At 49.1% G+C, this 14453-nt stretch carries 14 protein-coding genes; 12 read left to right on the top strand and 2 right to left on the bottom strand.

Translation table 11 applies throughout. The features are described 5' to 3' along the window. The first annotated feature begins 5 nt into the window (after nt 1-5). Nucleotides 6-2228 (top strand): glycoside hydrolase family 88/105 protein, encoded by a 2223-nt coding sequence (locus BLS14_RS25705; RefSeq protein WP_256336671.1) that lies wholly within the window; start codon nt 6-8, stop codon nt 2226-2228. A 125-nt stretch (nt 2229-2353) separates the two neighbouring features. Here the strand turns inward: BLS14_RS25705 and BLS14_RS25700 are convergent, their stop codons facing one another. Beyond that, the gene (locus BLS14_RS25700) at nt 2354-3229 is read right to left on the bottom strand and encodes a DUF72 domain-containing protein (protein WP_090954606.1); all 876 of its coding nucleotides are present in this window, start codon (nt 3227-3229) and stop codon (nt 2354-2356) included. Nucleotides 3230-3540: 311 nt separating this feature from the next. On the opposite strand from BLS14_RS25700, the gene BLS14_RS25695 reads away from it, so the two are divergent. The 5 genes from BLS14_RS25695 (at nt 3541) to BLS14_RS25675 (ending at nt 7582) form a co-directional block, all read left to right on the top strand. Further along, nucleotides 3541-4284 (top strand): class I SAM-dependent methyltransferase, encoded by a 744-nt coding sequence (locus tag BLS14_RS25695; RefSeq protein WP_090954604.1) that lies wholly within the window; start codon nt 3541-3543, stop codon nt 4282-4284. 18 nt (nt 4285-4302) lie between these two features. After that, complete coding sequence (locus BLS14_RS25690) at nt 4303-5292, top strand: MBL fold metallo-hydrolase (RefSeq protein ID WP_090810455.1); 990 nt, start codon at nt 4303-4305, stop codon at nt 5290-5292. A gap of 167 nt (nt 5293-5459) precedes the next feature. After that, nucleotides 5460-5855 carry a hypothetical protein gene (locus BLS14_RS25685; protein WP_063566695.1) on the top strand — a complete coding sequence of 132 codons (396 nt, stop codon included), beginning with the start codon at nt 5460-5462 and terminating at the stop codon, nt 5853-5855. Next, complete coding sequence (locus tag BLS14_RS25680; protein WP_090954602.1) at nt 5852-6895, top strand: FAD:protein FMN transferase; 1044 nt, start codon at nt 5852-5854, stop codon at nt 6893-6895. Before BLS14_RS25685 ends, BLS14_RS25680 begins: the two co-directional genes overlap by 4 nt. 33 nt (nt 6896-6928) lie before the next feature. Next, nucleotides 6929-7582 (top strand): ferric reductase-like transmembrane domain-containing protein, encoded by a 654-nt coding sequence (locus BLS14_RS25675; protein WP_176854750.1) that lies wholly within the window; start codon nt 6929-6931, stop codon nt 7580-7582. A 131-nt stretch (nt 7583-7713) separates the two neighbouring features. Here the strand turns inward: BLS14_RS25675 and BLS14_RS25670 are convergent, their stop codons facing one another. After that, nucleotides 7714-8280, bottom strand: coding sequence for a phosphatidylglycerophosphatase A family protein (locus BLS14_RS25670; protein ID WP_063566698.1), 567 nt, complete (start codon nt 8278-8280; stop codon nt 7714-7716). Nucleotides 8281-8494: 214 nt separating this feature from the next. Between BLS14_RS25670 and BLS14_RS25665 the strand changes: the two genes are divergently transcribed. From BLS14_RS25665 to BLS14_RS25640, 6 genes are all read left to right on the top strand, one after another. Continuing rightward, nucleotides 8495-9550, top strand: coding sequence for a GerMN domain-containing protein (locus tag BLS14_RS25665; protein WP_063566699.1), 1056 nt, complete (start codon nt 8495-8497; stop codon nt 9548-9550). A gap of 145 nt (nt 9551-9695) precedes the next feature. After that, nucleotides 9696-10454 (top strand): ribonuclease PH, encoded by a 759-nt coding sequence (rph, locus tag BLS14_RS25660; protein WP_053783129.1) that lies wholly within the window; start codon nt 9696-9698, stop codon nt 10452-10454. A 1-nt stretch (nt 10455) separates the two neighbouring features. Continuing rightward, nucleotides 10456-11079, top strand: coding sequence for an XTP/dITP diphosphatase (locus BLS14_RS25655; protein ID WP_090954600.1), 624 nt, complete (start codon nt 10456-10458; stop codon nt 11077-11079). A 368-nt stretch (nt 11080-11447) separates the two neighbouring features. After that, on the top strand, nt 11448-12290 hold the full coding sequence (locus tag BLS14_RS25650; protein WP_090954598.1) for an STM4015 family protein: 843 nt from the start codon (nt 11448-11450) through the stop codon (nt 12288-12290). Continuing rightward, entirely contained in the window at nt 12291-13655 is a 1365-nt protein-coding gene (locus BLS14_RS25645) for an STM4014 family protein (RefSeq protein ID WP_256336670.1), read from the top strand. Next, nucleotides 13648-14433, top strand: coding sequence for an STM4013/SEN3800 family hydrolase (locus BLS14_RS25640; RefSeq protein WP_072735426.1), 786 nt, complete (start codon nt 13648-13650; stop codon nt 14431-14433). The genes BLS14_RS25645 and BLS14_RS25640 overlap by 8 nt, the downstream gene beginning before the upstream one ends. Nucleotides 14434-14453: the final 20 nt, after the last annotated feature.

Genomic DNA, 14453 nt, shown 5'->3' with positions numbered 1-14453 from the left:
AGCTGATGATCATTCGTTATTTTCATGAGAACGAGGCGATTGCAGGCAAGGTGTATGATTCAATTCCGGATATTTTGACTACCATGGCACAGCGTTATATTGGGGACCATCCGAAACACTCCTTTCTGTTCCGAGCGTACCATCGTGGAGGCTTCCGCAGACTTGGGGATTATCGTTATGATCTGAATCTGGATGCCAAGTGGAAAGAGGCTCGTGCAGGACAGTACGTATACGTATGGGGCAAGTTGTGGAGCCAGCAGGAGGCTACGTTAAATACGGGACTGAATTGTTATAGTCCGGTGACGGTCTATGTGAACGGAGAAGAGATTTTCAAATCTGAGCTATTGCAGGAATTATTTCCCGAGCGCAGAACCCAGATTCCGATTTCCGTGAAATATGGCTGGAACGATGTGTTGCTTTGTTTTGTAAAAACAGAGGTGGGATTCGGCGGGATCTACGGAACGGCCTCATTTAAAAACTTTCCGCTTCACTTCCTCACACCTGGTGTGAATCGCCAAGGACAGGAGGGCTGGCTGTACTCGGAACCCGTCGATGAACCTTTATCATCACTCCCTCGTGATGGCATGACTGAAGAAGAAACGGGCCTGTCCTGGTATCCGCGCAGGGACTGGACAGAAGGGGAACAGAACGCTGGAGCTTTCGCCAGAATCTTTGGGACAGAGCAGCCTGCTGTTGCGTACGCATGGTCCAAACTGGATGTCATCCAACCGGGATCGTCACCTGTTCTTTTGCAAGGAAAACATGAAGGTGCTCTCACCCTGTACGTTGATGGCAAGGAGATATATTCCGCTGGGCAAAGCGGCAATTACCGCATTGAACTGCCTTGCCGCTACGGTCCATCTGATCTGGTAGCAAAGGGTGAAACCAAGGCTGGGAGCGAGTTGTGGGGATTCACACTGGAAGATGCGAAGGATTCCACTGCAACCGGATGGAGATTAAGACCACCTCATACGGTTGCAGGATGTCCCGATGCGTGGCTGTATACGGGTGTATTTTCCGCAGGCTCTGAACCCTCTCACCGAGACATCGTGGTCACAGATACTGTATTTGATGATGGAGCCCAAGGTGTATACTGGCATGTTGATCTACCTGAAACGAGTGTCCGGCCCTATTTGGAAAATACCCATTATGGCAAATGGAATTATCCACTCGGTGTCACCCTCCTTGGACTTCTTCAGATTGGACAGGAGTTGGGACGTGACGACTATGTTCAGTATGTGCGGGACCATATCGGCCTGAGTACGTCGTTTGACCGTTATGGTCTGTGGGATCGGGAAGGGTACGGCGCCGCGGGAATTAATAATCAGTTGTCTGCAATCGACAGTCTGGATGATTGCGGTTCATTTGGATCTACGCTGCTCGCAGCGATGGAACTCGGCGACATTCGTGGAGGTAAAGATACCGCAGATCGTATTGCGGGCTATATTACGGATGAACAGGAACGTCTAGACGACGGAGCCTTTTACCGTGTTCGTGGCAGCGGCGAGATGCGGCAGGAAACGATGTGGTGTGATGATCTGTATATGAGCACACCTTTCCTGATGCGTTACGGTCAGTTGACGGGAGATACTTCTTATTGGGATGATGCGATCAACCAGTTCCTGATGTTCCGCAAATATCTCTATAATCCCGAACAGCAGATCATGTCCCATGTGTATGATTTTGTGCGTGGACGGGCGACAGGCATACCATGGGGGCGCGGGAACGGATGGGTTCTGTTTTCGCTAACCGAACTACTGTCGATTCTGCCAAGTGATTACGTCAAACGGCCGGAACTGCTGGGTTTCTACCGGGATTTATGTCAGGGGTATCTGGCGCTGCAAGGTGAAAATGGACTCTGGCATCAGGTACTGAACCGCCCGGATTCGTATGAGGAAACCTCCTGCACGTCAATGTTCATCTACGCTTATGCCCGCGGTATTCGTGAAGGCTGGCTGGAGCAGCCAGAGGCCTACCTGGATGCGGTGCGCAAAGGATGGGAGGGCATGACCCATCTGTCCATTGATTACAAAGGCAATGTGTACGGTGTGTGCCGGGGTTCCGGTTACTCCTTTACCGCACTCTATTACCGGGACGATCTGGGATGGATTCTGAACGATACGCACGGTATCGGCATTGTGCTTCTGGCCGGGATTGAGGCGTATAAAATGAACCAGCAGCTGAGCCAGATTTCGCTCGACCCTTCGGTTACAGCTGGACAACGCTAGTACAGCAATTATGAGAGTTCCTCTGCATACAGCCTAACGACAAATAAAGCGGCACAGCCTGAAGGGCTTGCCGCTTTTTTCGTTATGAATGGAAACAACGTTCAATTTTCGAATTAAATGTGTGGTTAAAACAGTTCCAATTGCTCCGGCCCCTCTTCCTCCTCCCGCTCCGTACGGTCAGGGAAGGGCTTCACGGGCTGCTCCAGCAGCTCCATCATCATCTGTGCATTGGCAGCCGCATCGCCGCCCGAGTTGTTGTTGAAAATCACATACACATCATTGCTCTGTTCCTGCAAATGCTCCAAATAACCTTTCCACTCCAGCAGCTCTTCCTGATTGTAGCGATAGAGATAACGGGTCTCGCGCCAATTGGGCGCACCATTCTGATGCCAGCCTGATACATTGCGCCCATGCATACGCACCAGCGTCATCTCGGCATCGGTAGCTTCGGGTACAATAGGGATAGATCCTGGCCCCGCCTGAGGTTCATCACAGACGCTGTGAATCCAGCCTTGTTCCTTCAGAAATGCAAGCGTTCGTTCGCGCATGCCCTCCTCATACCAGCTGCGATGACGAAATTCGAGGGCACACGGGATGCCTTCCATTCTCAGTTTTACTTCACGCAGTTCATTGACATTGTCCCGATTGCATTCAAACCACGGCGGGTACTGGAACAAGGCCGCTTGCATTTTTCCAGCTTCCATGACAGGCTCCAGGGATTCGCGAAAAGCCTTATACATCTCCGAGGTGCTTGTGAAATAGGGTTTTCCCCGCAGATGTCCTGTCATCCCTTGATAGGCTTTGACGATAAAAGCAAAGGACTCCGGCGTCTCCGCTGCCCAGCGTGCCATCCGGTCCCGAGGCTGAACGGCGTAGAAGGAACTGTCTACTTCCACGGTCGTAAAATATTGTCCATACAGACGGAGCTTGTCTTTCGCTTTGGTACGGTTCGGGTACAAATCCTCCTGATCTCCCCAGCCCGTAAGTCCAATCCGAATCATAAATAACACCTCCTGCTGCTTCTTCTTATGTCTGCGTTATATTTCAACTTCTCATGGCGTTCATAAAATGAAAATACAATAGTGATTCTATATCAATCTTCTATGTATAGTTAACCGATTCGCGTGGGCCTGACTATGTTTAACATTATATCGTGTGGTTTCCGGCCGTTCAATGTGGGCGACGCTTGGGAATTTTTGAGTTTGAAGGATAAAGACGGTACAATGGCTAAAAGCTATAGAGATATGATCCGGCTGATATAACAGCGTATTACGGATAGTTGGGCCAGTGACCATGTGGAGGGCGATACGTAATGACGGAATGGTATGAAAAGAGTTTTGGAGAAGACTACCTTCTTGTGTACAAACATCGGGATGTGCAGGGTGCATATCAGGAAGTACATAAAATGATTAATTGGTTAAAGCTTCAGCCAAAGTCCAAGGTACTTGACCTGTGCTGTGGTATGGGCCGACATTCTCTGGCCCTTGCAGATGCTGGTTTCCAGGTAACCGGAATCGACCTGTCTGATGTGCTTCTGCGTGAAGCACGCAATATGGACACAGAACATCGTGTTGAGTGGTATCACGCCGATATGCGTGAGCTTCCACTGAAAGGCGGATTTGACGCCGTTGTCAATCTGTTTACCTCATTTGGTTATTTCCAAGAGGATGGGGAGCAACTAAGAGTGTTACGCGCCATTCATCGGATGCTGAAGCCGGGGGGCAGTTATATTATTGATTTCATGAACACGGCTTATGTGACTCGTCATTTGGTGCAGCATTCAACACGTGAAAGCGAAGGACAGAATATTGAGGAGTTTCGCAAGATCCAGGATGGATTTGTAAAAAAAGAAATTCACATTACCGATACCGAATCGGGCCAAAAACCACGAATCTATCAGGAACGCGTCAAACTGTACACTCGCGAACAACTACGTGATCTGCTTCACGAGGCAGGACTCGTGGTGGATCAGGTACATGGCGGTTATGATGAAGAGAAGTACGATGAGCAGACATCGCCGCGGATGATTTTTGTCGGTCATCGGCCGGAGCAGTAGAGTTGGAGGAGAATATTAATGAAGCGAACGGAATCCATTCCCATGCCAGCAGGCATGCATCGGGTTAAGATTACAATGGCTTTTCCACTGCGTTGGGTGAACAGCTATGTGCTTCATGAACCGGATGGAACAATAACGATTGTTGACCCGGGACCACGCAGTACTGAGACGGAACAGGAGTGGCACGAAGCACTCGCAGATTTAGATTTAACTTTTCAGGATATTAGTCAGATTGTACTGACCCACCATCACCCCGATCATCTGGGGTTGTCCGGCTGGATACAGCAGCAAACGGGTGTGCCTGTTCGAATGTCCACACGATCCCGCCAGGAAGCGGATTACATGTGGGGAACGGAGGCAACTATAAATACAGTTTTGCCTGAATATTATAGTCACCATGGAATGCCGGAAGAAAAGACGCAGCAGATCCGTGAACATATGGAGGGATTCATCTCACAGATTACGCCACTTCCCGTAGTGACACCGATTGAAGATGGCGAATGGTTGGTTATGGGCGGGAAAAAGTGGCGTGCTGTAGAAACCGGTGGTCACGCGCCAGGACATCTATCCTTCTATGCGCCAGAATCCAGGGAGATCTTGTGTGGAGATGCCGTATTGCCGCAGATCTCACCGAATATTAGCCTGCAGCCGGGAAGTGACGATCAGCCTTTATTGTCTTATATGGAAGGGCTGCATCGACTGGGGGCTTTGGATGTAGAAGTGGCATATCCAGGGCATCGGAATCCGTTTGGCCATTTTGGCGATCGAACGGTTCATCTGCTTACTCATCATGAAGAGCGCCTTCAGAAGATGATGGAGCGAATCCGGGAAGCACCGACGAATGCGTATGATATCTGTGTGTTTATGTTTGGTGACCGATTGGGAACACATCAGCTTCGTTTTGCGATGAGCGAGACTTTGGCGCACCTGCAGGAATTGATCCGGCGGGAGCGTATAGTACAGGAGCAGCAGCCCGACGGAGTGTTCTTTTTTATCGAAAATACTTAGAATTACAAGACTTTGACCAGGAGAACTGCCTGTTCAGAGTCTTTTTTGCGTGTAACGACTCCAATAAATGAAAGCTTTAGTCTCTCTTAACCGTCCATTCATCTTCTTTTAAGCCAGCACTTCTATGATAAATGTATGAACTTCGCCAGAGAAAGCAGGGAAGAGCGATGACTAGGAAAAAACGAAACCAATGGAGAAAATGGCAAGCCTCAGCGGCAGCAACGTTGACCGTGGCTGCACTCTTTCAATATGTAAGAACTTCTGATGCCTTTGATGTCGCTTATGCGGCGGCTAATGGTACCGATATAAGCAGTACAGCTTCTACTCAGATAGATGCTCAGGATGATGTCATGGACGAATGGACGAACAACGCAGATGGCAATTCCGATGCATCGTCCAATGAGGGCTATAGCCTGGATGAGGGAACGGCCGATGGAAGCAATGCCATCGGTTCGAATCAAGGCAGGTCTTCGGGCGGTTGGATAACAGATCAGAACAGCAATCAGGATACAGACTCCGGATACAGCCGTGGCAATTATCAGTCACGCACGGGTGCATCATGAGCCGCACGGAGCAAGTCTCCCGTCTTCTTAAGTTCCGCTTCCGGGCGATGAACACGGACGTGGAAGTTCAGTTAGCCGCAGGACGGGAAGAAGCTGAGCATGCAGCAGCCTTGGTGAAGAATTGGTTCGAAGCGCAGGAACAGCGTTTCAGCCGATTTGTGGCAGACAGTGAATTGAATCGTCTGAATCGTTGCACAGGATGGATGCCCATCTCCGCAGCAATGGATGAAGTGTTAAGTTTGGCATACGGTTATATTGGACAGACGGAAGGGATTTTTCAGCCAGGTATTTCTCAGGCTCTACGGGCTTCTGGTTACGATGTCAGCTTCGAGCAGCTGCAACAAAGAGAGCTTCAGCAATCTGGAACCGAACGCAGATTGGACATCCGACAATTGGATATAACAGATATGCTGAGAGACGAATATGACTATAGCCGCCCACGTTGGATTCAAAGGGAAGGCAGCCGAATGGTTCATAAAGACCCTGGGACTGAGCTGGACCTTGGGGGCATTGTTAAGGGTTGGACCGTTGAGCGTATCGCCGATTGGCTGCAACGTACACTTCATATTTCAGCCGGATTAATCAATGCAGGTGGAGATATTCAGGCATGGGGGACAACACTTCATCCGATGTGGTCCGTGCAAGTCACCGATCCTTATCAGGAGGAGCGTAATCTGATAGGGAATATTCAATTGAGGAAAGGTGCAATTGCTACTTCAGGAGTGGTACGAAGACAGTGGCAGAATACGGACGGAAGCCTTTCACATCACTTAATTGATCCCCGGACGATGGAGCCAGCAGATACGGATGTGCTACAGTGTACCGTTCTGGGCCAGCATACTTCGCAATGTGAGATTATTGCCAAGACCGTCTGTATTTTGGGAAGTGCCGATGCAGTAGGTTGGTTAAACCGTCATTACGACCGGCATGATGTCCTGTGGATGACCCGGGATGGGAGCACTTATTTTAGAGGAAATACCGACACGCTCGCTGAACGCTGGCCTGGTTTCGATCCGGATCACCGCTTCAGTCTTATATAAACGACAAGTCTATCAGATATGGGGGAGCCGGTTATGGCGCAATGGATTGTAGATTACCTGCCGACGTGGAATATCATTCGAATTAGTGGGATCGCCGCTTATTTGCTGCTCTTTGCGGGGGTATTTCTGGGAATTGCTCAAGGCATGCCCATGGCTAAAGGCAAACCTAAAGCGGCCATGTTTAAATGGCATACCCGAACGACCTGGCTCGCCTTTGGACTTGGGCTCGTGCATGCGTTAACCCTATATATTGATCACTATAGTCCATTCACCTGGAGTGAACTGCTCATTCCGTTTATGGCTTCAGTACATCCGATCGGCAGCGGACTGGGCACGTTATCCTTCTATGGTTTGGTGATCGTTCTGCTATCCAGTGATCTGCGTAACAAGCTTGGCCGCAAATGGTGGTTTATGTTCCATATGTTGTCTTATCCCGTATTCATCGGTTTATTGTTCCATGGCATGGTTACCGGCTCTGATTCAGGCAATGTGATTTTGCGTCTGATGTATGTGTTTACTGGCTTGAGCATTCTTGGTATTACGGTACTTCGTGGCATGCTGAGAGAACGCAAAGGCCCGGAAATTACAATTGGACCCAGTCGTGTACAGCCTAAGCCAGCAGCGGAACAGAAATGGGCTGAGGTGTATCGTTTGGCGGGAGCGGGAAGACAGGAGCATCTGAAATAGCGTATTACAAAAATAAGTGAATCAACACAAAAGAAGCGGCCTTCGTGGCCGCCTTTTTGTCATGATCAGAAGAAGTCTGATTGTTGAATTTACTTGGTTCGTTCATTTCCAACTCCTATTACACATGCAAATTATACGATATCATCGCTGACAGGTTTTTCTCCCAAAGCTTCTTCAAGCTCCGATTGTTTGCGATGCGCAATCCGGCTGCTGGCCGCTGAGGCAATGGCCCCCACGATATCATCCAGGAACGTATGCACAGGCCCGAGGCTCTTGTCGTTTAAACGTTCAAGCACACCGGGTTTTAGCTTGTCTACATAGCCGTAATTCGTAAATCCGATACTTCCGTATACGTTGACGATGGAGAATGCGAGAATCTCATCCACGCCATATAACCCTTCATCATTCTCAATCATCTCCTGCAAAGGAGAAATGAGTAAGCCTTGCTCTGCCAGCAAGTCCAGTTGAATACCTGTCAGGACTGCGTTCTGCACCTCACGTTTGCGTAATACTTTCTCCACATTGTCGATACATTCTTCCATCGTAAGACCTGGGTAATACTTATTTTGCAGCATCATGACCAGTTCTGCGATCTCAGGGATCGTAACGCCCCGCTTGTGCAGCCATTCCCTCGTTGCCTCTGCCACTTTACGGCTATTCAGGCTGTAAGGGATTTTTTCTTGCTCCGGATGTTCCATGGGCGATTCCTCCTCTGAAGTTAGCAATGTCCCTACACTTGTATCCTAATACGTTATTAACCGTTTTGGGTTTCTTTGCTATCCCTCGATGGGGATGGAAAGCCTGTTTTCAGTTTTATGCATGATGAGCTTGTTTAAAAAGTAGTTATTTTTTGGGCAAAGGCTCGTATACATGGTAGTACAAACTGTAAAAATGATGAGGGGGAACGTGATCATGAGTAAGATCCGTTATTTGCGTACAGCTTCTGCAGCTGCGCTGTTGAGTATTCCTGTGGTGTTATCCGGATGTGGTATGTTTGGGGCACAGTCCTCCGAGGCTATCGATCCACCGCCGCCGATTCAGGAAGCGGCCATGATTCAGGCGGCCGAAGGCAACGGATCACTTGCCAAGCTGCCACTTACAACCGTGTATCTGCAGGACCAGCAAGGTTTATTGGCTCCAGTATCCATGACACTTCCGTCGGGCACGGACGTCAGCAGTCCCAAGACCGCTCTGGATACACTTGTGACGGGTGGTCCATATGCTGGGATGTTGCCTGAAGGATTTCAGGGCGTTCTCCCGCAGGGTACCGTTGTTCAGAACGTAACGATTCATTCGGATGATAAACTGGCAGTCGTGGAGTTCTCCGGCAATTTTGCCAAGTATGATGCCAAGAACGAGCGCAAAATGCTGGAGGCTGTCACCTGGACTCTCACGGGCACACCAGATGTGCAGAACGTACAGATTTGGGTAGACGGCAAAAAGTTAACGCAAATGCCAGTAAACAGCACACCGCTGCCGGAACCGCTGAATCGGGCGGTAGGCATTAATCTTGATTTGGGTGATACATTCACGACCAACAGCAGTCCGGTAACGGTTTATTTCTCAGCCGCTTCGCCAGCAGGCATTCAATATTACGTCCCGGTTACACGTCTAGTGACACCAGGTGGAGACCGGGTGCAGGCGGCGTTGAATGAACTGATTAAGGGGCCAGCCAAAGGCGGCGAGCTAGAAGAGGTTATGACGGGCGGAACGCAGCTGCAATCGGTCAAAACGTCTGAGGATGGAACCGTAACGGTTGCACTCAAAGATGATATGTTTACTGAGGGAGATGTCGTGCCAAGTGAACTGCTGCAATCCGTTGTATTGACTACGGCCGAGAATACAGCTGGCAAGGAAGCTAAAGTCCAGATCGAATGGAATGGGCAAAAGACAGTCATGAGTGATGATAATCGGGATTACAGTGCCCCAGTATCGAAGCCTGAATATATCAATGAAATTCCAATTTAAGTCACAAAGGTGTTTTAGCCTACTGTTGGTAGAACTCTTTGGGGGACAGGATGCTTTTAAGTGAACTCTTTGGTAATATAGAAGGGATTAGTAAAAGTGTGAACAAGCTCGACATTACAGGATGCTTAAGTCGTAGGAGGCAGAAATGATGAGATCTAACGGACGAACCAGCGACCAGCTGCGCCCGATGAATTTAACAATTAACACGAATAAATACGCCGAAGGTTCTGTACTGATTGAAGTGGGAGATACCAAGGTTATTTGTACAGCTACGGTGGAGGAACGTGTTCCTCCCTTTATGAAAGGGCAGGGTAAAGGCTGGGTAACGGCTGAATACTCCATGCTGCCACGTGCAACACATACTCGTAATCAGCGTGAAGCGAACCGCGGCAAATTGACTGGACGCACCATGGAAATTCAGCGTCTGATTGGCCGGGCACTGCGCTCGGTCGTTAACTTGCAGGCGCTTGGTGAGCGTACGATTACACTGGACTGTGATGTAATTCAAGCCGACGGCGGTACACGCACAACGTCCATTACTGGTTCGTTTGTAGCTCTGGCGCTCGCGGTGAACAAAATTGCCCAACAGCATAAATTGCAAGTATTCCCGATTACGGATTTCATTGCAGCGGTAAGTGTGGGTGTAGTTGGAGAACAGCCTGTGCTGGATCTGAACTATGATGAAGATTCCAAAGCCAAGGTAGATATGAACCTCGTGATGACAGGCGGCGGGAAATATGTGGAGCTTCAGGGAACAGGTGAAGAAGCACCATTTGACCGTCGTGAGCTGAACGCGATGCTGGAGCTGGGTGAGCAGGGCATTCTGGAGATGATTGAGCGTCAAAAAGAAGTTCTCGGTCCCATTGCACTCAAGATCGGTGCTCGTGGATTAGGAGAAGCCTAACATGAGTCTGGATAGCCCAATTATCATTGTCGCAACCCGAAATGCAGGGAAAGTACGTGAATTCGCTCATGCATTCGCTCCACTGGGCAAAGAGGTCAAAAGCATGTTCGACTATCCGGAGTTGCCGGATGTCGTTGAGGATGGCGTAACCTTTGCAGATAATGCCTGGAAGAAAGCCAAAACGGTGGGCGATGCTCTTGGTTTGCCTGTCCTGGCTGACGATTCGGGATTGTGCGTGGATCTGCTGGATGGTGACCCGGGAGTGTATTCTGCGAGATATGCAGGCGAGGGTGCAACCGATGCGAAGAACAATGCCAAACTGCTTGAGGCGCTGGAATCGCTCAAATCCGGTGAGGATACGGAGCAACCGCTTTTGAGTCCAGCAAGTTTCGTCTGTGCATTGGTGCTGTATGATCCGGCAACCGGAGACAAGTATGAATCAGAAGGCATGGTGGAAGGCTGGATCACAGCTGAGGCAGCCGGTAGTGGCGGTTTTGGATATGACCCACTTTTCTATGTGCCTGAATACCAGATGACGATGGCCGAGCTTACGCTGGAGCAAAAGCAGGCGATCAGTCACCGGGGCCATGCCCTGAGATCGCTCGTATCCAGTCTGAAAGGCTGAGATTCAAACGATTTGGCTCATGCGAATATGAATGTTATAAGGTGAATTATGGCCTTGCTTAAATATCAAAGCGTTAGTGGAAGGTAAGAGTCATTCCTGTGGAATGCTTCACCGACCATTAACGTTTTTTTATTTTTCTGGAGTGGAGCCGATGTTAATAAAGCCAGTACGTGGGACCCAAAATAAATCCCGCTTTTTTTAGTGAAGCACCAGAACGTACGTTCTTATTCCTATATAAAAAATGAGGAGATTTCACGTTTGAGCAGCGCATTAGGACCGGGGTTGGAAGAAGTTGCAAGTCTTGTACAGTATGGGTTAACATTCAAGTTAACGAATCATCAATGAACTCAAACGGAGGGGATTTGCTTATGCAAGAAGTGAAGCTTACGGTGTCTTATGATGATTATGAGAACGGTATTCGTATGGAAACGTTGATTAGGGAACTGGCTGCCAAACCGGAGGCTGGTTCGCTGGAGAGTCTGATTATTGGAGACTGGGGGCAGGCTTATGAAAATTCGCCGGATGAATTTATGGGAACGCTCATCGAGCTGGCTCCAAGCTTTCCTTCTTTGAAGAAACTGTTCATCGGAGATATGGCCTTTGAAGAATGCGAAGTATCATGGATTATTCAGACGGATCTCACACCACTATTGGCTGCTTTTCCTGAATTGAAGTCATTCTCAGTGAAGGGCAGCAGCGGACTAAGTCTGGAACCCATCGAACATGCCAAACTTGAAGAATTAATCATTATTTGCGGTGGTCTTCCCAAAAGCGTGTTAGCTTCAATTGCCCGGGCTAAGTTGCCTGAATTGCGTAAGCTTGAGCTGTATCTGGGCGTGGATGATTATGGATTCGACGGTTCACTTCAAGATGTACTTCCACTTTTGGAACAGGGCTTATTTCCAAAGCTCGTATACCTGGGTCTGAAAGACAGTGAAATTCAGGATGAGATTGCGAAAGCTGCAGCTGAGGCACCCATTCTGGATCAACTTGAAATCCTGGATCTGTCAGAGGGCACGTTGTCTGATGAAGGGGCAGAGGCGCTGCTCGCTAGTGATAAGATCAAAAAACTGAAACATCTCAATCTTAGTTACCACTACATGACAGACGACATGCTCATTCGCTGGAAACGTTCAGGTATACCTGTAGATGTTAGCGAGCAACAACAGAGTGATGAAGATGACTGGCGTTACCCGTCGTTAACGGAATAAATGATGTCAGGCATGACAGAAATGGAAGAAAATTTGCAAAGCCCAGTTAAGGATTCGGATATGACGCTGGAGCAGCCGTTATTGTTAATTGGAAACCCGAATAATCGCCGTACCCTTGGATTACAGGAGGCAAGACAGCGTTTTGGCTTACAACCTGCACTTGTGCTGCCTTATGCCCGGTTGCTAAAGACTTGGAGACGGGGCGGAACCATGGCGGATGCCGTACAGCAATGTCTGGAAGGGCGAGGGACTACACACGTTAAGGGAGAGCCGTGGATATCTTCACCAGCATCGATATTATATGCGAATCATGATTTAGTTCATGGAGTGAATAGTGTACCTCTTATTCGACTGGATGCCCCTGGTGAGGAATGGGAAGTAGAGCGTGAGCTGCTCTTTCTTGGAGCTGTGAATGATGTATCTCCGTTAATCGATGGCCTTTCTGCGGGAATGATTCCGGCAGAACAGACACTCACTCTTGAACAGGAGTGGGGACGGATCTACGCGCCCAACCAATGGTTTCGTGGCTGGAAGGCCTGTTTGGAACGAATTCGCCATGAAGCTCTGGAATATTGGCCTAATGCCCGGTTCATGAATGATCCTCATGACATTGCGATTATGTTTGATAAAAGGAAATGCCAGCAGCATCTATCTGTCCATGGCGTTCACGTTCCCCCAACGCTCCAATCTTCGGAACCGATCCGCAATTATGCGGACCTGCGTACAGCGATGACAACAGCCGGTATGAATCGCGTTTTCGTGAAACTTGCATGTGGCTCCGGGGCTTCAGGCGTTGTTGCCTATCAAATTAATCCGCGAACGGGTGCCGAAATCGCCATAACCACTGTGGGAATGGAACGGGTTCAGGGAAAGGTCATTTTTTATAATGAAGGCCGGTTGCGCAAGTACACACATACTTCAGAGATTTCTGCGCTGATGGATTGGCTGTGTGCTGAGGGTGCCCAGATTGAACGTTGGATGGCAAAAGCATCCCTGGGTTCAAGCGTATTTGATATTCGCCAGCTTGTGGCAGGTGGACAAGCAGGTCATGCCATCGTACGGCTTAGTCAGACACCGATTACCAATCTGCATTTGCGCAATGAGCGGTTGCTTCCAGCAGAAGCAGGGCTGGATGAACAGCAGATGAATGGAGTTCAGACGGCAGCGAAAGCAGCAATGGCTGCCTTCCCCAACTCATGGTCTGCCGGTATGGATGTGATGCTCAGTGGAGGTACTGAGCCGCGTGCCTATATTCTGGATGTGAATCCGTTCGGAGATTTGTTGTACAGAGTGCAGCATAACGGACTTGGAACCTATGAATGGCAAATGGAACTTTTACGAAAGGAGCCTTACAACCATGACTGATATGAACACCATCGTAGGCTCCCATGATCTATTAATGGTTACGCTGGACACGTTAAGGTATGACGTGGCCAAGCTGGAGGAACAGAATTGCCCCAACCTGTGCGGTACGGGTCCTTGGGAGAAGCGCCATACTCCGGGAAGTTTTACCTATGCGGCACATCATGCTTTTTTTGGTGGCTTCATGCCTACACCTGCCAATACGGACAAAGCCTCCCACGTCCGACTTTTTCATTCCCGGAATACCGGATTAAAGACTCATCCGCATACGTGGCTGTTCGACACACCGGATATCGTATCCGGGTTAGCGGCTGAAGGATACCGTACGATTTGTATTGGCGGGGTCATTTTCTTCACCAAGAAAAATCCACTTGCCAAAGTGCTGCCGGGTTATTTTCAGCAAAGCTACTGGCGGATGAATTTTGGGGTAACCAACCCTAAATCAACTGAGCATCAGGTTCAGCATGCCTTGAAGCTGCTGGAGCAAAGCGCACCGGATGAGAGGTTGTTTTTGTTCCTGAATGTGTCTGCTATCCATGGTCCCAATCGCTATTTTGTGGAGGGTGCAAGAGAGGACTCGGTAGAAACACAGCGTGCAGCGCTTCGGTATGTGGACGAGGCCCTTGGGCCATTGTTTGATGCAATGAGGCAGCGTTCACGGCCTACGTTTTGTTTAGCTTTTTCCGATCATGGAACGGCGTATGGGGAGGACGGCTATCAGGGGCACAGGCTTGCGCATGATGTTGTCTGGAATGTGCCTTACCGTGAATTTATTTTATAGAACTAATGATTCATATCATC

The sequence above is a fragment of the Paenibacillus sp. OK060 genome (assembly GCF_900101205.1).
In the GTDB taxonomy this organism is placed as follows: domain Bacteria; phylum Bacillota; class Bacilli; order Paenibacillales; family Paenibacillaceae; genus Paenibacillus; species Paenibacillus marchantiae.
Note: the sequence above shows the minus strand (reverse complement) of the source record. Positions and strands in the feature narration are given on the sequence as shown.